Raw genomic sequence first — 24284 nt, 5'->3', positions numbered from 1 at the left:
AACAAAGCTAAGGAACCCCATCATGTCAAAACCATTCCAAGCCAAAGAAAAAAGGATCGTCAACTGCAAAACGGTCGACGTCAACCAGCTCATGCCAATGAAATATGACTGGGCATGGGAGCACTACCTGAACGGCTGCCACAATAACTGGATGCCGGAAGAGGTGCCGATGAGCCGCGATATTGCCCAGTGGAAGTCGGGCTCCCTTAAAGAGGAGGAGAGGCTTGTCATCTTAAGAAATTTAGGATTCTTCTCCACCGCCGAAAGCCTGGTGGGCAACAACATCGTGTTGGCGATATTCCGCCATGTCACCAATCCCGAGGCCAGGCAATATCTCTTAAGGCAAGCGTTTGAAGAGGCCATCCACACGCATGCCTTTCACTACATCGTCGACTCGCTTTCCTTAAACCCGCATGAAGTCTTCGGCATGTACAACGAAATCAACACGATCCACAACAAGGACGCTTTCGAAATGACTCTGACGGAAGAGGTGCTGAAGCCTGGATTTACAACCGAAACGGCCGAAGGGCTGCAATCATTTCTGAAAAATCTGATCGGCTACTACGTCATCATGGAAGGAATTTTCTTCTATAGCGGCTTTGCGATGATTTTGAGCTTCCAGCGAAAGAATATCATGCCCGGCATCGGCGAGCAGTTTCAGTACATTCTGCGCGACGAGACCATTCACCTCAATTTTGGCATCGATCTGATCAATACGGTCAAAAGCGAAAACCCGGAGGTTTGGACCCCGGCATTCCAGGAAGAGGTGGTGGCGATGGTCGACAAGGCCACCTGGCTTGAATATATGTATGCCAAAGAGTGCCTGCCGAAAGGTGTGCTCGGATTGACATCCAATCTCTTTCTCGATTATGTGCGCTATATCGCCGACAGAAGACTGGAACGCATCGGCCTTAAGCCCCTCTATGGCTCGCCGAATCCCTTTCCCTGGATGAGCGAGTGCATCGATCTTGAAAAAGAAAAAAATTTCTTCGAAACCAAGGTTACCCAGTACAGGATGGGCGCAAGTCTTTCCTGGTAAATGCTTATCCTGAGGGTGTCTCAAAAGCTGAGCATGTAGAAAACTCTGATTTTGAGACACTTTCGGTATGGTCCCCGTTCACTTTTTGCGGCTAAGCCTCTGCCGCGCCCTCCCCACCTCTAGGAGATGGTCCACAAACTGAAAATTATATGATTTGTGTGTGGACAGCCTCTAATACCCCCTGATCTTAACAATCAATTAATTACTTCGACAAACGCACCGTTGATATAATCAAACTAGAGCAGTTTCATTTCATGCCATAACGTATGGTTTGGGGGAGTTATGAGCTTTGTCAAAGGATCAGGATTCAACTTCTATCAATATCAGTATGCAATCCAGAAGGAGATGGAAAAAGGGCTTGAGGGAAAGCTCGCCAACAAGACCATCTCGGTGGTCAAAGGGTCTTTCTCAGAAAAGATCAAGCTGCTGGAAGCGTTTGACAAAATGGTCAACGAATACCAGCACTTCTCTCCGGAAGAGAAGATCGCCAATTACAGCATGCTGAAGTCGCGCGTGGAGTTTCTCTATAAACACTTTGAGTCGCAAGATACACAAGCTAAACACCTCACTAAAAAGTACGGCAACCTTTTGGACACGATCCAGCTGCAATACATGGGTGCTGTCAGCCATCAAAAAAAATTCGCTGAAGCCAAGGCCTTTTCCCCGGCAATGGTGGATTTCCACAACGCCGCCATCCTCTTAAATTTGAACTCCAAAGGTTCCCCCCACTTTGCGCTCTCTCCTCTCCCTAACGGCGATGTGCAGCTTAGTATCGACGGGACAGATAAAGTACCCTCGCGCTTTTTCAATCTGCACTTGGACGAGAAGACGAAAATGATCCACATGACAGAACCGGGCAGCCCCACCCCGGGAATCTTGTTCAGCTCCGAGGAAAAGCTAGCGGACGTCATCATGCCCTTCCGTGAAAAGATCGGAAACGAGATCAAAAGCGCTCAGAAAGAGATCATGAAAAAAACGGCTGCCAAGCTAAAGCAGATGCATCCCTCTACCAGCCGGGAGACGATCACGGAAACGTCAAGACAAGACCTGCGAGACCGGGCGTTAAGGGAAAAGAAAGTCACCTTCTTTGGAGCCATCGGCAACTTCTTTGCCGGCATCGGTTCTTTCTTTGCCAATATCATCCGTAAAATTGCTTCCTTTGTTACAGGCATCTTTACCGGTAAACAGAAAGAGGCTCCTGTCAGACCCATCCAGGATAGGGAAATTTCGCCGCTATCGCCCTTGCTTGCCGGCAATGGTGAAAAACCTGCCAAAGTGCAGAAGCCTAGCAAAACCGATCAAAAGACAGACGCCAATCAAGGCAAAGAGGGATTTGAAAAATTCAATCTGGCCCTCGTGAAAGAGATGGGAGCTGTCGGAACTGCAGGAAAAGGGTATGCCTACGTTATGGACGGGACAAAGCCCAATACAATTGAGTTGCATATTGTCGGAAATATTAGCGACCCATCGGCAAATCAACGCACATGGCTTTTGGTGCTTGACCCACAAAATCACACCCTTGCCATCAGGGATCATCTGGATGCAAGCCTTATCTCGACGATGAGTTATGAGGAGGGCAAAGTACCCGATGCGCTTAAACAACTGCTGACTGAGACAGCCGACAACCTCTACGGCAAGGTCGGGCCGACAGACAATGTAAAGCAGCAGCAAGCGCTGAGCGAAAAATCGAAACAATTTGAAAAGGTGGTTCGCGATCTTGCAGAGGAGATTCTACCTTCGGACGATTGGGAAGTTGAAGTTGTCAACATGGGATACAATGAGCTGGATATAAACTATATATCCAACGTCGGCCAAAGTCCCCAGATCCTTAAAAGCTATACTCTGAAATTCGACCCTTCGTCCGGCAAAATCAAAAGCAAAGACAGTCATGGGTTAACACTTCAAGAAATGAAGTTCGAAGGAACTCTCCCTCAGGAGCTTAAACAACTCCACAAGGAAGGGATGGACAGCCTGGAGACTGACAAGACAAAAAAACAGACAGAGGACTTCAAAAAGAGCTTTTTAGCCCTCAACTTAGTCAATCCATTAATCCAGGTCAAAGAGACGGGTAGCAACACAATCAATATCAAATTCCTCGCTTCGCCCGATCCGGACGCCCTGCATAGAGAGTACCACGTCACGCTGGATAATCTGGGATCGAAACCGATTGTCATCGTAGATACCAAAGATCCGTTCCACCCCGTGCTCACGCTAGAAGGGTTCAAAGGAAAGCTGCCTGTCGAATTTGATCAGTTCTCCAAAAATGTGCTGGCACAACTCAAAGCCGAAACCCAAAAAGCGGCGGAGGAAAAAGCCCTGGCGAAAGCAGCGGAGGAAGCAAAGGCAAGCGCCCTTGCCAACGCCAACCTTGTCAACGCCTTTAACTTACCGAAGGCGAGCGATCTGGCCAACGCCACCCCCGTCAGCAAGGCAAAAATCTTAAATCCGGACCACCCGATCCCGGTACCGACCATTCCCGATCCGGTAGCGATCTTCCCCAATATGTTAAGCGACGTCCAGATCGTCGATCCACACATCGGCGGTTCCACCGGCGCCAAAAAAGTGGAAGCGGGCGGCTTGCATTACGTCATGAAAGAGGGTGCCAACGCCGGCCATATCGCCGCCGAGTACCATGCCAACAAAGCCTACCAGGCCCTTGGCGTCAAAGTTCCGGATGTGTTGCTCTACAATAAAACAACCTCCCAGAAGGTCAAAACAGGAGAGGGCGATCCTCCAAAACCGGTGATGCTGGCGGGGTTCGTCCCGAAAGCCGTCTCTTTAGCCAGTTACCTGCAAACAGCTTCCATCGATGCGAAGGAAGAGGTCTTATCGAAAATACGGGCAAACTTTGTTGCCGACGCCCTCCTTGCCAACTGGGACGTTGTCGGCATGGGCAAAGACAACATCTTGGTCATGGAAGATGGCACTCCCGTCCGTATCGATAACGGATCAGCCTTTGAATACCGCGCTCAAGGCGGTTTAAAATCGATGGGTTTTGCAAACGAAGTCACCGAGTTGGACACCATGCGCAAAAGCTCGGTTAACCAGCAGGCAGCTGAAATATTCGGCGGGATCACCGACAAAGAAATTATCTGGCAGATCGACGATATCGCCCTGAAAATGCCAGCGCTCTTGCTCGCCACGCCTGCCAAATACCACGAAACACTGAAGAAAAGAATGGAGTCGCTGCAAAAATATAAGGGAGAGCTAATCAAGAAACAGCAAACGGAACAGGCGACACTGGCTTTAGCTCTTGTTAATCCCAACGCGGCAGTCACTTTCAATAAGAACCACAGCGCCGATGGCCTGGAAGTGAACGGCGTCCCCTTCAAACCCACGACAAAGATACCCAATTTTGCCTCGATTCAAGACAAAGATGTCGGCGAGCCTCCCTTTGTCCCTCAGCCTGGATACCACACTTCGGCAGGCGTCATCATCATGGAACCGGACGGTAGGGTGTGGATCTACGAACCGAAGAATCACTTCGGCGGCTACAACCATACCTATCCCAAAGGAAGGATAGAAAAAGGGCTTAGCATGCAGCAAACAGCGATCAAAGAAGCCTTGGAAGAGTCCGGGCTGCAGGTCGAAATCGAAGGGTTCTTGATGGATCAGGTTAAATCAACCACCAAAACCCGTTACTACATTGCAAGACGCGTCGGCGGAGACCCTTCCCAGGCCCATTGGGAAGCCGACAATGTGAAGCTGGTTCCTGCCAAAGACCTGAAAACTTATGTAAACGTAGGCTACGATCAGACCATTGCCGATAAAATCGTCGCCTATCAATCGACGAATCCCATGCCTGTCAAGAAAGCAGTCGCAGGAGTAAAGGTTCCCTTTGAAAAAATCGAGGGGGCGAAAGTTGGTGATGACTTCTGGCAGCTCAAGCAGGCAACAACAAAACCCGAATACCTTAGCAATAGCCTCTACACAATTCGCTGGGGGGACATACTCTGCCCCAAAGAGACGGCTGTGACGGTCGAGATCGATGGAAAAACAAAGCATCTGCATGCCAACAATGTCTCCATGGAGGATGGCGCCAAATACATCGCCATTCAGGCCCCCGGAACTTTAGAGCACGACGCCTTCGTCAAGCTTGTCAATGAAACACCCTCTCTTATTGTCGATCTGACAAACCCCAACGACAAGGCAAAAGACAAGAGCTCCGGCTTCATTGAAAAGCGCTATTTTCCAAAACAAGTAGGAAAGGTGCGCCACTTCAAAGACTTTAACGTGACTTGCACCGAGGCAAAGGACATCGATAAAATCTCTGTCTACACCTATATCATCAAAGACAAAGCGACCGGCAAGGAAAAAACAATTCAAAGGGTGCACTACAAAGAGTGGCCAGACCATGGAGCTGTCAATCCCACTGAAATGGCGAAACTGATCGCGGTTGTCGACAACCTCTCTGACAAATCGCCCGGACCGGTCATGGTGCACTGCAGAGCCGGCGTCGGCAGAACAGGCACTTTCATCACGGCGAGAACTGCTGCCCACTTAAAAGAGCAGGGATCCCTCTCTCCGGAAGGATACCAGGCAAAAGTGCATGAGATCATACTGCACGGGCGCAAGCAGAGGGGACCCTCATTTGTCCAGACAGCCGAACAGCTCAAGAGCCTCTATGAGTTCGGAAACTCCATTTACGGCGGGGATATTCTGAAAACGGCTGCCGAAGAGGCCGTCAACTCTCTCGGTGTGGCAAAAGAGCCCTTCGATATCCGCAAGATCCCGCAGTTTGTGGCGGACTTAGACGACAGCATGGCAGCAGAGGCGCATCTGTCGCATCCAAAGTATAACGTCGGCGACTGGATCGTGCGCTATTCCACCGCGAAAAATGAGTACGTTCTCTGTCTGAAAACACCCAAGGGCAATCCGGTCAGGCAATTGCGATTACCGGGGGTCATCACGCAGGAAATCCTTGAGACTACCGTACAAAGCATATCCAAAGATGCCCACATCATCGCTAAAACAAACGAACAGATCATTAAGTCGGCCGACCACGGAAAGATCTCAAGAGAAGAGGCGCTGGCACGCCTGACGGGACAGGCGCAGGGTACCTATCTCTTGCGCGACTCGATCTCCTCTCCCGGAAAGAAACTCATCTCCTTCTATAACTCCATGGGCGACTTTGTGGAGCTGTCTGTCACGACAGGGATTGGCGGAAAATTGAACGCAGAAAATGCTTCGGCCTTCCAGAACGCCGTTACCTTTGCCAAAGGAACCTACGACAACTATCAGGCCATATTGAACGACGCCTATCTGAAGGCGCAACTCAAAGATCCGCTGCCGCCGCCGGGATCGTCTTTGGCAACTCCTCCCAAGCCCATCAACACAGGAAAGACCAAAGACGAAGAGATCCTTGAGAAGTGCTATCTGAAAGGAGTCGACAAACCGGCAGCCATGAATAAACTGCAACCCATGCCCACGGGAACCTATCTCATCCGCGATTCGAAAAGCCAAATGGGAGCTTTGGTTATCTCATTCTACAACTCCAGCAGCGCTTACAACGAGATATTGCTCTCCCCTAAAATGGGCGGCGGATGGGCGGCTACCCAGGCTTCACCCTACCCCTTATTCGGTGTCAAAAACGTTCCAGATCAGGATTTCCCGAACCTGGAAGCGGTATTTAACCAGCCCTATCTTAAACAAGAGCTTAAACGGGCTCTTGGCAAATCGGACCAAGAAATTCTTAATGAGGCCTACTGGGGAAGCATCGACTTCACCGAAATCGAGAAAAAGCTCAAAGCAGCTCCTATCGGTTCCTACATAGTTAGGGAGTCTTCTCAACCGGGTAAATACACCTTCTTCTACTCGACAGCGGATGGATCCATTTCCATCATTACCGTCGGACCGAGCCCTCATGCTCCCGGCAAGTGGATTACCAGCGGATCAATCCCTGGAAAACAATTTGACAAGCTGCACGAGATGATGAACGACCCGGAATTTCAGGGGCTCCTGAAAAAACCTCTGTTGCACCCCGGAGCTGTCAGCGCCGGCGCCGGCATCTTTGCCTCCCCCTTTAAAAAGTCCGGGGGATCGCTCATGCCGGTGACAGCCTCCAACAAATTTGACTTCAACCACCCTTGGGGAATCGTTCCGAATAACCCGGGACCACTGCCGAAAAGTCCAAAGTTAACCCCCAGCGAAATTCTTTCCCTTGCCGCTCAGGGAAGAGCCGTTAAAGGTGATGAGTTTTATGAAGCTGCCGAGGAGATGAGAACGGGAGTTCTCAGCGCTAAAGAGCTGACCACGCTGCACACCCTTTATGACAAGGCAGCTGAACAATATAGCAAAGAGGGCAACATCGAGCGGGCTTTCAAAGCAAGGTCGCAGGCAGCGGAGTACGCCGGACCGAATCCGGGAAGCCCTCTTCATGATCTGGACGCGGCGATACAGGCCGGATCGACTTCCCAGCTCAATCCCGCCCTGGGAGCGCACTTCAGCTCGCTGGACACCGGCATCCTGAAAGGGGGGCACCTGCGCGCTTTCAACCGCAACATCGACGGCAAGCCTATGACCGAGATGCAGTTTAAAGTCAGCAAACCCGCAAGACGCGCTTTGCAGCAGAATCTGCTTGCCATTCAAACCAACTTGGCTGACTTCCAAAATGCCCTTCCTTCGGAGCTTAAGGGCAAAGTGCGAATCTCGGAAGTGGACGATTGCTTCCTTGGAAAAGACGGCACAGGAAAGTTCAATGCAGCAAACGGCTACACCCCAAACGGAGCCAAAGCGCTTCAAATTGAGTTTGAGGGTGTTGGAGCTGTTGTGATCGGCAACTCGCCAAGTTACAGCTGCCTCTTCAACAGCATCAAAGTATTAGTCAACAGCGGGCAAAAAGAGGGCGTCGCCGCCCAGCAGATGCACCAGATGCTGACAATGCTTGGCATTGGACCGATCCTCAATGAACAAAGGCAAGAAGACGACAGAAGGCTGCTTGCGGCTCAAATCTTCAGAACCTACTACCCGTCACAGGCGGTCAAAATGGAGAGAACCAAAGAGTTCTACGAGCTTCCTGTCGATGCCCTGATCCAAAAAATCGAGGCGGAAGTTCCAGAGATGGTGAACATCTTCAAAAAATACCGCGACAATCCGGGATTGGCGGTTAAAACAGAGATCTACAAAGGAAGGACAACTTGGGCGCTGACAGATATCAGCACCCAGATGAGAGCGAAAAATGCCTATGGTTTGATGGCCGGCGTCGGCTACTCAACCAGCAAAGAGGACGCCGCCAAAACGTGCGCTATCATGCTGAAGGGCGGGGGCCTGTCGTCGGAAGAGAGGTTCCACTCCGGGCTCTTTGCAAAAGGAGCGTCATCGGAAACCGACCTTGCAACAGGCGGCGGCGACCAAGTATTCACACGCCTCATCAACCAAAAAACAATCGGCACCAACGTCGACTCGTTCTCCCTGGCCAGTTCATACAAGTTCATGATTCTCTACGATCTTGACGCCGTCAACGGAGGCGCCTATGGCTTCAACAGCGACTACTACGGCTCCACCAGCGACTACTACGGCTGTAAAAACCCCGATGACCACAGATACAACAACTACTTAAACCGTGAAAGCCTGATCGATTTTGCAGGGTCAGCCGGCAATACCAGCAATGAAGTCATGGTCAAAAACAGTGTATCTCCAGATCACATCCGGGGGTTTGTATGCCGTTCTCAATCGGATAAGGACGCTCTCGTTGCAGAACTGACAACACAGGGGCTGATTGTCGGGGGGATGATCAAAGGCAAGCCCGTCGACGAATTTATTCATGTCGCTACAAAATTCAAAGCTACCATGTGGAACAAATAATTAAAGGCAGGGAGGCCTCTTATGATGAACATACCAAACAATCCGATGGCCTACAACGGCGTGTACTACGCCGAGTCGATGACAAAGGACAAGAGCGTCAACCCTGTCGCGATCTGCCCACTCGTTAAGGGAAGGAGCATCCAGTGGGGCGACACCTCTCAAGGCACGGCAAAGAAAATCGCCGAAATTCAACTCTTCGGGGATAACGGGGAGTCGCAAGCGGTCGGTGCAAAAAACAACGACAATACACTCCCTTCAAAAATCGTGGTAACAACCAGCGATGACGAAATGGTGGTGCTGACCAAGATGACTCTTGATGTCTATAACAGATTCGTGCGGCATCGAGTAGCCGGTTCCCCTGACTTCAAAAGCGACGATGAAGTGCAGGCTTATTTCATGAACACAAATTTTGATGCTTATGATGACGGAAATTTAGGTTTGCGATGAAGAGGGAATGACCCGGATAGGCCTAACTTTGCCAACTGGAACAAAACTTGCTCACTAATCGAGTAAACTTGCTGAAGGAGGATTTATGACCCCAGCCCAAGGAACCAATAATCCCGTCCGGTACGAGGACGTCTACTACGTTGAATCGTTGAAAAAAGACAGCTACATCAACCCGATTGCCATACGCCCCACTATCGTCGGCGAGCGGATCGAATGGGCAGATACCTCAAGGGGAACCTACCGAAAATTCAAGCAAATTCAAGTCATGCCTGAAAACCAGCTCTCTCCGGAAAGGATCAATATTCTCGCCAAAGATGATGAAGAGATCACCTTAACACGCATGACACTTGATGTGTATAACCGCTTCTTGAAACACCGGGTAGCCGGGCAACCGTCATTTAACTCGGATGAAGAGTTGAAACAGCACTATCTCACCACAAATTTCGATCTCTATCCGCTGAGCTAAGCAAAAAAACGGTATTTACAAACAACCCCATTTTAAAATAAAATTATATATAGAAAGAACATAATTCAATAAATTAGATGATTAATAAACAACAAATAAAAGACAAATGGATGAAAAGTTTCTGTACGAGCAGGATAGCGAACAAGACACCACCGATCGCAAACGTTGTAACGAGCAAGCCCCCTAAAACTGCCTTTTAAAAACCCTCTCTCTTGAGCGGCACTCAATCCGCTCCTTTTCACCCAGCGAAACAAAACTTAAGAAGACAATCGTTCGGCTAGCGGAACATGAGATAGAACTCCTAAATCCGGGAGAAGGTTATGACCAATCCGATTCCATCCAGCGGTAAATCCGCCTTCGATCAAAGCCAATTTTCCATCCAGAAGAGTATGGAAAAGGAAGCGACGGGAAATTTGGCTTCACTGAAAGTCAAAATGCAAGGCGGCAAAGAGTTCGAACTTAAAAAAGCTGTCGACATCATGGTGAGCAACTTCGAAAAACTCACTCCCTCCCAGCAAAGTGACCAAATCTACGTCCTGAAGGAAAGATTAAGCTACATAAAAAATAACGCTGGCACCGATCAAAAAGGGGCGGGCGCGCTTCTAAAAGCTGTTAAAGCTTACGAGAAGAAGTTTTCTGAGGTAGACGGCAAGGCAATTACAGGAAATGCCTTCCAGAACAAAATTTGCCAAATCAACACAGCCGCGCAAATGAACGTTTTCGGCATTGCGTCTCCCCAAAGCAACGGAGACGTTCTTCTGAGCATCACCCTCCCCAACGCGCCAAGCCGCTTCTTTACCCTCAAGCAGAACGACCACGACAAGACGATCACCGTATCTGAACTTGGAAACCCGGGATACTCCAAAACAATTCCTGATGATGGCAACGCCCTTCACGCCGTCATCGCCTTCAAGGATGAAATCGGCAAGGAGATGATCAAAGCCAAGGAAGCGTTGATTAAAAAGACTTCAGATAGCGTTAACACACTGGCAGGATCCGCCCTAAAAGACATCGGGGAAAGCCAGAAAACCCTCTCTAAACCAAAGCTCACCCTAGGCAGCCGGTTCGTCAATTTCTTTAAAGCGATCGGAAGGTTCCTCGCCTCCATTCCAAAATTTTTCGCCAGGCTTTTCTCCCCCGCCAAAGTGGGAGGGCAATCAGCAGAGACAACTCAAGCAATTGATAAGTCCAAAGTAAAACTGCTTGCCGGAAAAACAAAATCCAAGACACAGGCCGCCAAACCGGATATCAAAGTAGAAAAAACACCCTCTCAGGTGATTAAAAACTCGTTCGCTCAAGAAAAATTCAAAGAGAAATTCCTGGAAATGAACAACTGGGCAGGCAGCTCGGCAATTGGATTTGTCGGTGTCAACGAGCAGGAGGGCAGCGACGAATTGAGAATGAACATCATGATGCTTACCGGTCCCGATGCATCCAGAGATTTCACTCTAAAATTCGACCCCGAAAAGCAGACTCTGACCATCACCGATCCCAAAGATCCCGGATTCAAACGCGAGATGCCCTGTGATGGCACCGTACCGGCAGGGTTTGCCGATTTCAGGCAGGAGATCGCCGAAAGCCTCAACGCGCAAAAAAAATTGCCTCAAGTAGATAAAGGAAAAGAGCCTGTTGTCGACAACTTCCCGCTGCCGTCTGCAACCCCTCCCTCGGACGTTCCCAAGATTACATCCGAAATGATTGCGAATCTTCCCGCGCTGCCAACGCCCTCAGTTCTCGAAACGAACTCTCTCTTCCCCACCATGCTGCAAGACATCAAGGTCATCAACGCAGCCATCGGCGGTTCGACAGGTGCCAAGCATGTACAGTCAGGCGGAGTGGACTTGATTCAGAAAGAGGGAGCCAACGGTCCGCATATCGTTGCCGAATACAACGCCAACAAGGCCTATAAGGCCCTGGGCGTTAAAGTCCCGGAAGTTAAGCTCTACAACAAGACAACCACAGCTGCGGTGGAGGGCAAAGAGGCATCCCCGGCTCAACCGGTCATGCTGGCCGAATTCGTCAAGGGGGCAAAGCCGCTTGGCGAGTATCTCAAGAGCGCCAAACTCGATGAAAGGGAAGAGGTACTGGCCAAAATCCGGGAGAGTTTTGTCGCCGACGTTCTGCTCGCCAACTGGGACGTTGTCGGACTCGGCATGGATAACATCTTGGTCACCGCCGATGGCACGCCTGTACGTATCGATAACGGATCGTCATTTGAATTCAGAGCCCAGGGGGGCATTAAACCGGGTGGCGGGTTTTCCGATAAGGCCGGCGAAATTCTCTCCATGAGAGATCCCAGCGTCAATGCCCAGTCCGCCAAAATATTCGGGGGCATCACCGATAAGGAGATCATCTGGCAGATCGACGATGTCCAAAGCAGATTTGAGTCTCTCTTGCAGGCCACGCCGCAGAAATACCACGCAACGCTTAAAAACAGAATGGCCGACCTGCAAAACTTCAAGCATGGCTTAATTCAGAAGCAGCAGGTCGAGCACACGAAGCTGCAGCAAGCCATGATGGAGCAAGATCAAGCAGTCGTATTCAACAAAAACTTCTCGGCCGAGGGTCTGTCGCTCCATGGCGTTCCTTTCAAGGCAACGACCAAACTGCCTGATTTCGCCCTGATTCCGGACAAAGATGTCGGTGAGCCGCCCTTTGTCCCCCACCCCACAAAAGAGACGTCGGCCGGCGTCATCGTTATGGAACCGGATGGCAAGGTCTGGATCTACGAGCCGAAGAACCATTTCGGCGGCTATGAACACACCTTCCCCAAAGGGCGCATGGAAAAGGGACTCACCATGCAGCAGACAGCTATCAAAGAAGCTTTGGAAGAGTCGGGGCTGCATGTCGAAATCGAAGGGTTCTTGATGGATACCGAGAAATCGACCACCAAAACACGCTACTACATCGCAAGGCGCGTTGGCGGCGACCCCTCCCAGGCTCACTGGGAAGCGGACAAAGTGAAGCTGGTTCCCGGCGATACGATCATGAGCTATCTTAACAACGGTTACGACCACCCTATCGGCCACAAGATCGCGGAATACCAGAAAAATCATCCGATGAATCTGATTCCCGTTCCGAAAGCCAATCCGCCACAAGTCGACAACTTCCCGCTGCCCAAACCCGAAGATGTCAGCAAAGCGACGCCAGTGCAGTCCCAGGCCATCGTGCACCCCGCGCAGCCGCTGCCGAAACCCCCGATTTTGGAAGCGCCGTCGCTGTTCCCCACGATGTTCAAAGATATCGAGGTCATCAACGCTGCCATCGGCGGCTCGACAGGCGCCAAGCTCGTCAAGTCAGGCGATACCCAGTTTATCCAGAAAACCGGCAACAACGCGCCCCACATCGTCGCCGAATATAACGCCAACAAAGCCTACAAAGCTCTCGGCGTCAAAGTTCCCGAAGTCAAACTCTACAATATGACCACCACTCAGGCGGTGGCAGACAAAGAGGGTTCACCCGGGAAACCTGTCATGCTGGCGGAATTCATCGCCGGCGCGAAACCCCTTGGCAAATACCTCAAGGAAGGCAATGTCGACCAGCGGGAAGAGGTGCTGGCGAAGATGCGCGAGAACTTTGTAGCCGACGTCCTGCTCGCCAACTGGGACGTCATTGGCTCGACAAAAGACATGGACAACATTTTAGTCACTGCCGACGGTACGCCCGTGCGCATCGACAACGGCGCCTCCTTTGAGTTCAGGGCCCAGGGAGCCATTAAGCCGGGCGGCTTCGGCAATGAAGCCAAGGAGATCGAAACCTTGCGCGACTCCAAGCTCAATCCCAGCAGCGCTGCCATCTATTCAGACATCACCGACAAAGAGATCATCGATCAAATCAACGATATCGCGGGAAAAATGGACGCGCTGCTTTCCGCTACACCGGCCAAGTATCACGACGCTTTGAAAAACAGGATGGCCTACCTGCAAGATTACAAAGCCAAACTCATCGTCAAGCAGGCAGCCGACCACAAGAAGCTGCACCAGGATCTGGCTACACCCGAAAAGAGCGTCGTCTTCAACAAGAATTTCTTCGCCGAAGGCTTGTCACTGAACGGAGTTCCCTTCAAACCCGTCAAAGAGATGCCTGATTTTTCCAAGATTGCCGACGTCGATGTCGGCGAGCCTCCGTTCGTGCCGCAACCGGGCATGAAAACATCCGCCGGCTGCATTATCATGGAGCCGGATGGAAGGGTGTGGATATACGAGCCGAAGAATCACTTTGGCGGCTACGAACATACATTCCCCAAAGGAACGATGGAAAAAGGGCTGACGATGCAGCAAACCGCCCTCAAAGAGGCCATGGAAGAGGCGGGGCTACAGGTCAAGATCGAAGGCTTTTTGATGGATCAAGTTAAAACCACCAGCAAAACCCGCTACTATATTGCCAGAAGGGTCGGCGGTGACCCTGCACAGGCACACTGGGAGGCTTCCAACGTCAAACTGGCAACGCAAGAAGACCTCAAAAAATATTTGAATACAGGCTTGGACAAGACGATTGCCGATAAGATTGCGGAACACCAAAAAACAAGCCCCATGAAGCTGCCGCCGGTAGTCACAGCCACGCCGCCGCAAGTCGATAAGATGACTTTGCCGAAACCGAGCGATGTGGCGACAGCTACGCCGGTCGCCAAGGAAAACATCTTAAACCCTGTCCACCCCCTTCCCAAGCCCCAACTTCCTCCGGAAGGCGCTCTTTTCCCCGAAATGTTCAAAGACATCAAGCTGCTCAATGCCTCCATAGGCGGTTCCACAGGAGCCAAACTCGTGGAATCGGGTGGCAAGAAATATGTTCAGAAAGAAGGCGGCAAGGAAGGGCACATTACAGCGGAATACAACGCCAACAAGGCCTATAAAGCCCTAGGCATCAAGGTACCCGAGGTAAAACTTTATAATAAAGTGAACTCGGCCGCCATCGGAGGGGAGCATGCCGCCGATGCCAAGCCCGTCATGCTGGCAAGCTTTGTCGACAATGCGGTGAGCTTAGACAAGTACCTAAATTCGGCCAATCCAAAGCAAAGGGAAGAGGTATTAAAAAAGATCCGCGCCAATTTCGTGGCGGACGCATTGCTCGCCAACTGGGATGTGATCGGCCTCGCTATGGACAACATCTTGGTGACGCAAGACGGCACTCCCGTCCGCATCGATAACGGATCGGCATTTGAATTTAGGGCCCAGGGTGGTATAAAACCCGGAGGTTTCTCCGATAAAGCCACAGAAATCGATTCGATGCGTGACGCGAAGATTAGTGCAAACGGCGCTGCCATCTTCGGCGGCATCACCAATCAGGAAATTGTAGACCAGATCAACGATGTTCAGAGCAAATTCAACGCCCTGCTGGCGGCCACTCCGGCCAAATACCACGATGCCCTAACAAAGCGCATGGCCTTCCTGCAGGAGTATAAAACCAATCTTATCACCAAAGACCCCTCCTTAGCTCCTTTAGCAAATGTAAATGTCGATGCTCAGTTCAAGCAGCTTGCCTCTCAGACACCCAAAGTCAAAATGCTCGACAGCAAATTATACACAATGCGCTGGGGCGATATCCCCACACCGGAAAAAACCAATCTCTCAGTCGTCGTGGGAGGGCAGAAAAAGCATCTTCATGCCAACACGGTCGATATGCCGGACGGTTCAAGCTATATCGCCATCCAGGCCCCTGGAAAGCACGAATACGATCAATTCGTCAAGCTGGTCGATGAGAAGGCATCGCTGATCGTGGATTTAACCAACGACACCGACAAGAAAAAAGATGTTACCTCCGGATTCATCGAGAGACGCTATTTCCCGAAGACTGTCGGCAAAGTGCGCGATCTGACACATATGAGCGTCACATGCACCCAAGCGCAAGATCTCGGAAAAATATCGGTCTACACATATCTGATTAAAGACAAGGCCACAGGGAAAGAAAAATCGATTCAAAGGGTGCACTTCAAAGCTTGGCCAGATCACGGAGCTGTCAACTCTAAGGATATGGCAGAACTGTCATCCTTAATCGACAAACTATCAGCAAACGCCCCTCCGGGCTCTATCATGGTCCACTGCAGGGCAGGTGTTGGCCGAACAGGAACATTTCTCACATCAAGAACACTGATGCGCATGAATGAGTCCGGAAATCTGAAATCTTCCGAATTTAAAGAAAAAGCGCATGAAATCATTCTGAAGGCAAGAGAGCAAAGAGGCCCTTCGTTCGTTCAAACGGCTGTGCAGTTGAAGAGCATCTACGATCTTGGCAGTGACATGTATGGCAGCTCACTTGTTCAAGACGCCAAAGCTACCGTGGACAACATGACACTTGCTCCTATGTCAACTGTTTCGGACGCAAAGCTTATCGAACAATTCCAGAAGGATTTCGAAACGATCAACAAATGGCCTTTAAATGCTCTTGGAGGCATGCAAGTTAAACAAAGCGGAAACGACATGACGCTTTATGTGATCGCAATGGTGCAAGGAAAATGGGAGACTAAAGAATTTACCGCGAGCTTAGATCCTTCCACAAAGCAAATTAATATCACTTCAAAGCTCGATCCCTCCGATAAAACAGTGATGCCCTACACCTCGGGCATTCCTTCTGAATTTGATGCCTTCAGAGCCAATGCCGTCGAAAAAATGCAGGGAGGGGGACTCTCTGCAGACAAGCAGAAAATGGATCAGATCAAAAAGGAATTTTCTGCCTTGGGCTTGCAAGCTGGAACATCGGAAACAGGACTCGCACTGGTCGTTCCAGGAGACAGCAACAACGAACAGAAGCTAATAATCATGGCCGGCAGCCCTTTGAAGAGTAAAGGATTTAAAATCTCTTACGATTTAGATGCCAAAAAACTTGTGATCACAAGTGATACCGACCCTTCCTTAAAGAAGGAGATAGCCTTCACCGCCAACATCGCCAAAGAGTATGCTAGCTTCAAAAAGGAAGTGGTAGCCTCCATCAACCAACAGACAGCTCAGGGATTTGACATCAAAAGCCAATCCCAATTTGTTGCTGGACTTAAAGACACCGATGCGGTCTCTCAGCACTTGGCACAAGCCCAGTTCAAACAAGGCGACTGGGTCATCCGATTCTCGGAAAGCGCGCAGAAGTATGTCGTCTGTATGAAAGGTCCCACAAAAGACGGCGCTCCTCTTCTGCAGCGCAGCCTCTCCGATGTGAGCAAGAAGGGGTTGGAAGACATAGTCGCTCAAATGAAAAGCGAGATGCAGGTCGCAGTGCCCGTCACGAGCAAATCATTCGGTACAGACCAAGAGATTATCGGCTCCTGTTTTAAAGGCAATTTGAGTCAGACAGAGGCTAAAACGCTCCTGGAGTCAAAGCCTGATGGCACCTACCTCCTCCGCACGTCTGTAACCTCTCCTGACAGTAAGGTTCTCTGCTTCTTCAATTCAGCAAAGCAGTACACAGAGATCATCATGAAGCCGAAACAGCCGAGTGGATGGAGTGCCCAGCAGCAAGCGCCTATGTTCAGTCAGTTTTTTGCCCCGGGTTCTTTCGACAGCATAGATGCTGTCATCAACTCTTCGCCGGTGTTAAAAGCCAACCTCAAACAGCCGTTCACAAAGGCCGACAGCGAGATCATCAGTGAATTGAACCAGGGAAAAATTATCAATCCCTTGATGGTGACGAGTCTCTCCGCACAGCCCAAAGGGAATTACTATATGAGAGAAGGGGCAACTTACCCAGGCAGCTATGTGTTTGTCTGCTCCGCGGGAGGTGGTCAAATCAAAAACATCGGTTTGAGGCCTGATCCGACTACTCCAGGAGGGTGGATCTCCTATACAGAAGAGCCGGGTAAAAAATTCGGGAGCTTAAGTGAAGTGCTCAACTACCCTGCTTTCAAAGAGTATCTGACAACGCCCCAGCTCCCCGTCAAAAAAGCTACCACAGAATTGACAGGCGCTCAATTCGCGCTTTCTCCTTTTAAAAAACGCGATGGGTTTATCGCAAAGGCTCAAGCCGTTACCCCTTACGATGCGAGGTCGTTTAGCTATGGATGGGGTATCACAAACTCACCGCTGCCTAATAGTGTGCTAAAGGGCCAAATTGACAAAGCCTCACCGGAAGAACTTCTGGGAATGGCCTCGAGCGGCGTCTCTGTCTCGCCTGAGCAGTTTCTGGCGGCCGCAGAAAAGCTTAAGAAAACTATTCCTTCCAGCGGAAAAGAGCGTGGACCTCAGCTTACCACACTCCACGACCTATACTGCAGGGCTGCCGACAAATTCGAAGCCGCAGGCAATGTCGCTCAGGCCTTCGAGGCGAGAGCAAATGCAGCCTCCTTTGCCGGCCCGGCAGCAAGCAGCAATCTACATGATATGAGCCAGGCTGTCGCTGTCGGACAACAGGCGCAGAAAACGCCCCTGTTCCCTGCACACTTCTCGGGATTGGATACAGGAATTTTGAAGGGCGGATCTTTGAGGGCATCCAACCGCACAATCGATGGAAATGAGGTAACACAACTCGAGTTCAAACTCAGCAGGTATGCAAGACAAAACATTCAGGGACACTTGCTCAATATCCAAAACAACTTAACCGCTTTCGAAGATTCCCTTCCTCCTGAACTCAAAGGTAAGGTGCGCATTACCGAGGTGGAAGACACATTTCTTGGTAAAAAGTCGGACGGTTCATTTGGGATAGAGAAAGGCTATACTCCATACGGAGCAACAGCCCTCCAGATTGAATTCGAAGGGGTCGGATCCGTGATCATCGGCAACGATAAAGAGTTCGGATGCCTTTACAACAACGTGAAAGTACTGGTCAAAGCGGGCCTTCCCGAAGGAAAGGCTGAGCAACAAGTCCATCAGATGCTGACGATGCTGGGTGTCGGCCCCATACTCAATGAGCAGCGCCCCATGGATGAGGAGCGTCTCAAAATGGCTCTGATATTCCGTAGCTACTACCCTAAACAAGCGATCAAAATGGAAAGAACCAAAGAATTTTATGAGATGCCTTTGGATATGCTCCAGAAGAAGATCGAAGCAGAAGTACCCGAGATGAAGCAGGTGTTCAAAAAATATCATAAACATCCTGAGCTGATCGAGAAAAAAGAGATCTATCCGGGTAAAACAACATTCTCTATTAACGATATCAGTACGCAGATGCGAGCTAAAGGGGCCTACGGCCTCATGGCAGGGGTCGGCGACGGCAAATCGACTTCAGATGCCGCCGATACGGTTGTTTTGATGATGAAAAATGGCGCCCTTGCTTCCCAGGACAGATTCCAGGCCGGGTTGTTTGCCCAAGGTGCCTCCTCTGAGCAGGACTTGCGTACAGGAGGAGGGGATCATGTGTTCACCCGACTGATCAACAACAAGACGGTGAGCGGCGACCTATCGGGTCAATGGGGAGGAGATTTTACATTCTCTGGAAAATATCAGATGCTCTACGACCTTGATGTCTGTAACACTGGTGCTTATGGTTACAACTCCGATGAATATGGAGTAAAGAACCCGGATAAGAGCAACTACGGCCACTACGAGCAAAGGGCAAACCTGCCGGACTTAGCAGGAAGCATCAACAACCACGGAAACGAGATCATGGTCAAAAATACCGTTCCCCCCACAATGATTCGAGGTATCGTCTGCCAGAAGCAAGCAGATAAAGACCTGCTGGTGCAAAAACTGACGGCGCAAGGCGTCATTGTAGACGGCAAAATCAATGGCAAGCCGGTCGATTCATTTATTCATGTCGCCAGCAAATTCAAAAAAGAGATGTGGAATAAATAAAAAACTATAGCCAATAAAATAGGGAATAAATAAACAAAACACTAATTTACAAACAAACAAAAAAAACAACATTTATTAATTCCTGTTTATTTTAAACTAATAGTTCCTTAATATTAGAAAAAAAACAGGAGCTAACCCAGTGAGTATTTCTTTTGATCAACCCGTTCAATATGAAGAGGTCTACTACGCCGAGACATTGACTCGCGGATATACAGTCAATCCCTTGGCTATAAGGCCTACGCTATTTCAGAACACCATATCCTGGGGCGACACATCGCGCGGCACTTCTAAAAAGATTGAGAAAATCGTTTTCGTCCCCGAGAGCTCTAACCCACTCCTCTCCACCGGAAGCGACACCTCAGATAGAGAGGTTCCCGAAGCCATTCACATCCTGACTCTTGAAGGAGAGCAGCTCAGCCTGATCAGGCTCACCCTCCAGGTCTACAACGAAAACGTGCGTGATAGAGTTGCGGGAAAGCCGGTGTTTCAATCGGACAAAGAGGTGCGCGATCACTTCCTTAAAACCAATTTTGACCTGTACTAAGAAGCGATCATCGATTTTGCGCTAAATTATACTGAAAGCGTCTCAAAATTTAAGATGTGAGACACTTTCGGTATAGACACCTTAGAAAAGAAGGACTGCTGTGAGTGATTTATCGGTTTCTTCCACCGGCAGATTCCCTGGAAAATACTGCTCTCTAAAGCCGATCCCGATCGTGATCGCCTCATCATGCATGCGGGAGAGAAAACGGTCATAGTGGCCCTTTCCATAGCCGATGCGGTGTTTACCGCTGTCAAAACCAAGTCCCGGAACTAAAACCAACCCGATTTTCGCTAAATCGGCCTCTTCACACGACAGCTTAGGCTCCAAAATGCCAAAATTTGACAATTCAAGCTCATGGGCGCTGTCCTTAACGTGGTAGGCTTTGATTTCACCATCGACAACACGGGGAAGAACCAACTTTCCCTCTTCTTCGAGGAAGTGGTTAAGTCCCTTAGTCGACAGCTCATCGCCGATACTGCTGTACGAGAGTACAAAGGGGTGCGTTCTGGCTATGGCGGAAATGGCATCAACACATTCGCTCTGCGCCTGGCCTCTTCTGTCGACAGCTATCTGGTTTCTTTTATCTTTCAGCTCCTGCCGAACTTCGTTCTTTTTTTCTTGGATTAACGATTTCATTCTTTAGGCCGTCCTTGGTTGTAGTGGATTTTTCTCAGATAGCTCCCGTGGGAGTCAAAGAACGTAGCGATTCCCTGCCCGTCCCTTACAAAACTTACCGGGGTTTTATCCCCTATTTTAAAATAGCTGCCCTTCTTCAAAAGATCTAAATCATACTCTTCGATCAGCATCAGGGAGCCGTCCTCGTACCATGCTGTCAAAACGCCATTTTTTCTGTTGTCGCTCATCTCGCGCTGGCTCTCTTGCCGCCCGTTTTCATACCAGGTTTTCACAACACCCTGGATCTTCCCCTTGTACCAAGCTAGTGAGATGCGGGGGCGAAGCTCTTTTCCTTTTCTGGCTGGGTAGTATTCGATCTCTTCCCCATGCTTGAGGCCATCTTTTGTCCTGTAGCGGATGAAAAGAACTCCTTCATTATCGTACTGAAGCACTTCTCCACTCGGAATACCGTCCCTGATTTCTCGGACTTCGACCAACCGCCCCTCTTCAAAAACAGCCTGCTTTCCTTCTAAATCCCTGACGGAAGCGATTTTTTCTCCTGCCTGGCTGAAATAGTCGCCGGTCAGCAGCAGGCCATCTTTATATTCTTCCTCTGCAGCTTTTAGCCCGCCTGGGTAAAGGATGGTCGTCTTGCCGGCCCGTTTGCCTTCGACGTAAGATATAGACTCTACAACCTCGCCTTTAGGGCCAAATTTCTCTACGAGGCCATGAATTTTGCCGTCAGAGAGAGGAACGCTTTTTTGAAGGTATCCTTTGGAGTGGTAGTACTTCGAAGTGCCGTTGATGACTCCTTTGTTATAAGGGATCTCGCACACAAGCCGCCCTTCTTCATTCCAGGATTTGGCTGTCCCGTCAAATAACCAGGTCTTCTCCGAAGAAGGACCGAGATCGCCCATTCCCCCGATAATGAAGGCATATAGCTTGGGCTGTCCTCCTTCATGCCACTCCCAGTATGGACCGTAAGCCCCTTTGTTGATCAGCTCCATATACTGCTTGATCTGACCGTTGGGGTAGTAACTGGTGATCAGGGAAAGCACTTCCCCTTTGTTGTTGCGGGAATAGGTCCTTAATACTTTCTGATAAGGTTGCGGCTTTAAAAAGTCTTGCTTAGCATACTGCTGAAGCCTCTCTTCCGTCTGGATCGTCTCGTTCATCCCGTTTCTGTCTATGATGCTGATGCTAGTCAGTTTCAAGGGGTTGCTGCCCCTCTCTCTTCCTTCGAGAGAAGGAGATCCAAACAGCATAAGGGCTGCGGCAAACGTCAATAGGTATGCGGTGAATTTTTTAACCATTAGAGGAACTCGCGTTTCAAAAGTTTCATGTTCAGTACAAAAACTTCGTTGCCGTCAGGGTGTCTTTTTCGCTCAAGCTTAAAATCGAGAACGATCAGCTGGGGCCTCGACGGAATGGGCTCAAACGGAGGCAGGGAAACGCCCTCTGTTTTCGCCAAGATGTTTTTGATGTCGTTAATGTTGGCTTCTACAGGATGGGCAAGGGTTTCGACTGTTTCCTGATAAAGCGGAAAAGACTGCACCGTCCCTTCGTTAAAGACAGGGGTGTTGCCTGAACCTGTTAAAAAATCGAGTCTCTTTTTAATCACAGGATCTCCGGGAAAATTCTTGTGACCGGCGATTTTCTGCAAAGCCTCTATTTCAGGCTCAAGAAGAGTGATTGTCTCCAGGTGCTTATCGAGGTAAAAATGGTCCGCTTCCCGAAAATGGTTGATCGTCGCGATATTGACCGACTGCCTTTTTTTGTAAGCGCCAAAGAGCTCCTGGATCTCCGTAATGCGCTCCTGAACCACATCCGCTTCGTCAGAGAGAGATACAAAGCGAAGCAGGGAAAAGGCGATCGGAAAAAGACCGATGAAAAGCGCGTAAAGGATAAGCCTCTTTTTAGGAATCGACAGCATATCTACAGGCTCCTTTGCGATGGGTAATAGGTTTTATCCTTGAGGAAAAAGGATGTCCTGTACTTTCCCCTCGTCGAACTCCATTTAATCTCCCCTTTGGGGTCTACCATGTCGTTCGGAGCTATTAATGCATCGTGAAATTCCCTGGCCAGCTTGGGCGAGGGGCTGACAAATTCGATCTCGACTTTAGCTTGATAGCGGGCATCGCGTTTCTTCTCTTCAGGCCTTTTGACTAAGGAGTAGTTGAACAATTCGATCACGATAGCGTCGCTTTCTTTAGAGCCCCCTCCCTCAAATCCCACATTGGGATGTGTAGAGAGCCATGCCAGAACGTCAGAGACCCTGGGAATATTGGGATTTAAAGCGATAAAGTCAGGAGCTGTTTTGATCGACTTCTCCAGTTTATCAAGTCTCCTTGTGAGGTCGGAGACATCCAACTTGTCGACCGGCTGCGGAACGTACCCCTCTCCGGGATCTTTAATGCCTTCAAATTCCGCTTCCGATTCTTCATAGGTTCTGTTCATCGAAGCAAGAAGGTCGATATACTCTTGTCTTAAGCCGCTCTCGCGGTAGCTGAAGTAGGCGCTGCCGGCAAGAAAGAGGGCCAGGGCAAAGAGCAGGCTGGAGCCAAGGTAAAAGAGTAAAGGTTTGACAACCCTCTTAAGGGGTTTGGGGTAACTGATCGCCCCTTGCCTGAAATTGATCTGGAGAGATGCGTCGACACCCTGCAGCGCAAGTCCGATCGGAAGGGCGTTAAGAGCGAGATCTTCTAAATTCAAGGGAAAATCTTCCGTAGTTTCCAACGGGATTTCAGCTTTTTCCGCCTCTTTCAGCAGGTAGGCCTTTAAACTGGGGTATCCGAAGGCCGCACCGGTGACCAGCGCATCATCGACAGACTCACCCTTGAGCTGTTTGGCAAGTCCAAAGACGTTCCGGGAAAGATCCAGGCGCGTCTCGATCAGGCAAGCCGACAGTCGCGGATACTTAGCCGGCTCTAAATGGAGGAGATCTATGTTTCTGAAAGCCTCCTCAATCCTGGCTGGATCCGACTCTCCCATATCCTCGCCGGCAGCCTTCAAAATCTCTTTCAGATTCAATTTAGACCCTTGAGTGGCGATCAGCCGCCCTTTGTTGATCAGAGCGTAAAGGGCCCGCTCCCCGCCGAAGTGAATGACAAAATGAGGGGCCTCAAAGTTGACAAGGTGCTTGGAGAAAGAAGCTAAAGCCGCTCCCATCGTCGAGAGCAATTCCGGTTCTATTCCCAGTTTTTTTGCCTGCTCGATCGTCTTTTCTGCCGTCTCTCTCTTGACGGCGGCGAAAGTCAGCAGCGTGGTTTTATCGTCTCGCTGAACTTTAATCCAATCAAGCACTGCATCTTCCAACGGGAAAGGCAACAGGGTCTCTGCCTGGAAAGGCAAGGCGTCATTGATCTCGCTATCTTTCTTCAAAGGAACCTGCAGCTGGCGGACAAGACAATCCGTGGCTTCAACACCAAAAACAGCCATATTCGCTTCAGCCTTATTGATGAGATCCTTCCCCATCTCCGAAACGGAAAGCACCTCATCTCCCTCAACTTCCGCTATAGGCAGCGTTTTGATCGACGACAGCTTGATGCGCCCTCCTTTCTTCACAACTTCGGCGAACGAAAGGGTGGTTTTACTCACTTCGATACCAAAAACTCTGTTGGATTCGACAATTTCGCGCATGGAAATCCACTTGTAATT

At 49.9% G+C, this 24284-nt stretch carries 10 protein-coding genes; 6 read left to right on the top strand and 4 right to left on the bottom strand.

The genetic code is table 11. The features are described from left to right. Positions 1 to 22 precede the first annotated feature (22 nt). The 6 genes from ELAC_RS00960 (at position 23) to ELAC_RS00935 (ending at position 20012) form a co-directional block, all read left to right on the top strand. Entirely contained in the window at positions 23 to 1039 is a 1017-nt protein-coding gene (locus ELAC_RS00960; protein ID WP_098037400.1) for a ribonucleotide-diphosphate reductase subunit beta, read from the top strand. A 282-nt stretch (positions 1040 to 1321) separates the two neighbouring features. Further along, on the top strand, positions 1322 to 8842 hold the full coding sequence (locus ELAC_RS00955; protein WP_098037399.1) for a protein-tyrosine phosphatase family protein: 7521 nt from the start codon (positions 1322 to 1324) through the stop codon (positions 8840 to 8842). 21 nt (positions 8843 to 8863) lie between these two features. Further along, the gene (locus ELAC_RS00950) at positions 8864 to 9289 is read left to right on the top strand and encodes a hypothetical protein (protein WP_098037398.1); all 426 of its coding nucleotides are present in this window, start codon (positions 8864 to 8866) and stop codon (positions 9287 to 9289) included. 85 nt (positions 9290 to 9374) lie between these two features. After that, positions 9375 to 9755, top strand: a complete 381-nt coding sequence (locus ELAC_RS00945; protein WP_098037397.1) for a hypothetical protein — start codon at positions 9375 to 9377, stop codon at positions 9753 to 9755. A 320-nt stretch (positions 9756 to 10075) separates the two neighbouring features. Further along, positions 10076 to 19468, top strand: coding sequence for a protein-tyrosine phosphatase family protein (locus ELAC_RS00940; protein ID WP_098037396.1), 9393 nt, complete (start codon positions 10076 to 10078; stop codon positions 19466 to 19468). Between the two features lie 139 nt (positions 19469 to 19607). After that, a complete protein-coding gene (locus tag ELAC_RS00935) occupies positions 19608 to 20012 on the top strand; it encodes a hypothetical protein (RefSeq protein WP_098037395.1) in 405 nt (134 codons plus the stop codon). An 81-nt stretch (positions 20013 to 20093) separates the two neighbouring features. On the opposite strand, the gene ELAC_RS00930 is transcribed toward ELAC_RS00935, so the two are convergent. From ELAC_RS00930 to ELAC_RS00915, 4 genes are read right to left on the bottom strand one after another with little or no spacing between them, the layout of a single operon-like run. Next, complete coding sequence (locus tag ELAC_RS00930; RefSeq protein WP_098037394.1) at positions 20094 to 20648, bottom strand: 5-formyltetrahydrofolate cyclo-ligase; 555 nt, start codon at positions 20646 to 20648, stop codon at positions 20094 to 20096. Continuing rightward, a complete protein-coding gene (locus ELAC_RS00925) occupies positions 20645 to 21940 on the bottom strand; it encodes a toxin-antitoxin system YwqK family antitoxin (RefSeq protein ID WP_098037393.1) in 1296 nt (431 codons plus the stop codon). The genes ELAC_RS00930 and ELAC_RS00925 overlap by 4 nt, the downstream gene beginning before the upstream one ends. Next, complete coding sequence (locus ELAC_RS00920) at positions 21940 to 22560, bottom strand: hypothetical protein (RefSeq protein ID WP_098037392.1); 621 nt, start codon at positions 22558 to 22560, stop codon at positions 21940 to 21942. The genes ELAC_RS00925 and ELAC_RS00920 overlap by 1 nt, the downstream gene beginning before the upstream one ends. 2 nt (positions 22561 to 22562) lie before the next feature. Then, positions 22563 to 24266 carry a type IV pilus biogenesis protein PilM gene (locus ELAC_RS00915; RefSeq protein ID WP_098037391.1) on the bottom strand — a complete coding sequence of 568 codons (1704 nt, stop codon included), beginning with the start codon at positions 24264 to 24266 and terminating at the stop codon, positions 22563 to 22565. Positions 24267 to 24284 lie beyond the last annotated feature (18 nt).

The organism is Estrella lausannensis (assembly GCF_900000175.1).
Lineage (GTDB): Bacteria > Chlamydiota > Chlamydiia > Chlamydiales > Criblamydiaceae > Estrella > Estrella lausannensis.
The sequence above is the reverse complement of the archived record's forward strand: the minus strand, read 5'-3'. Positions and strand labels throughout refer to the sequence as shown.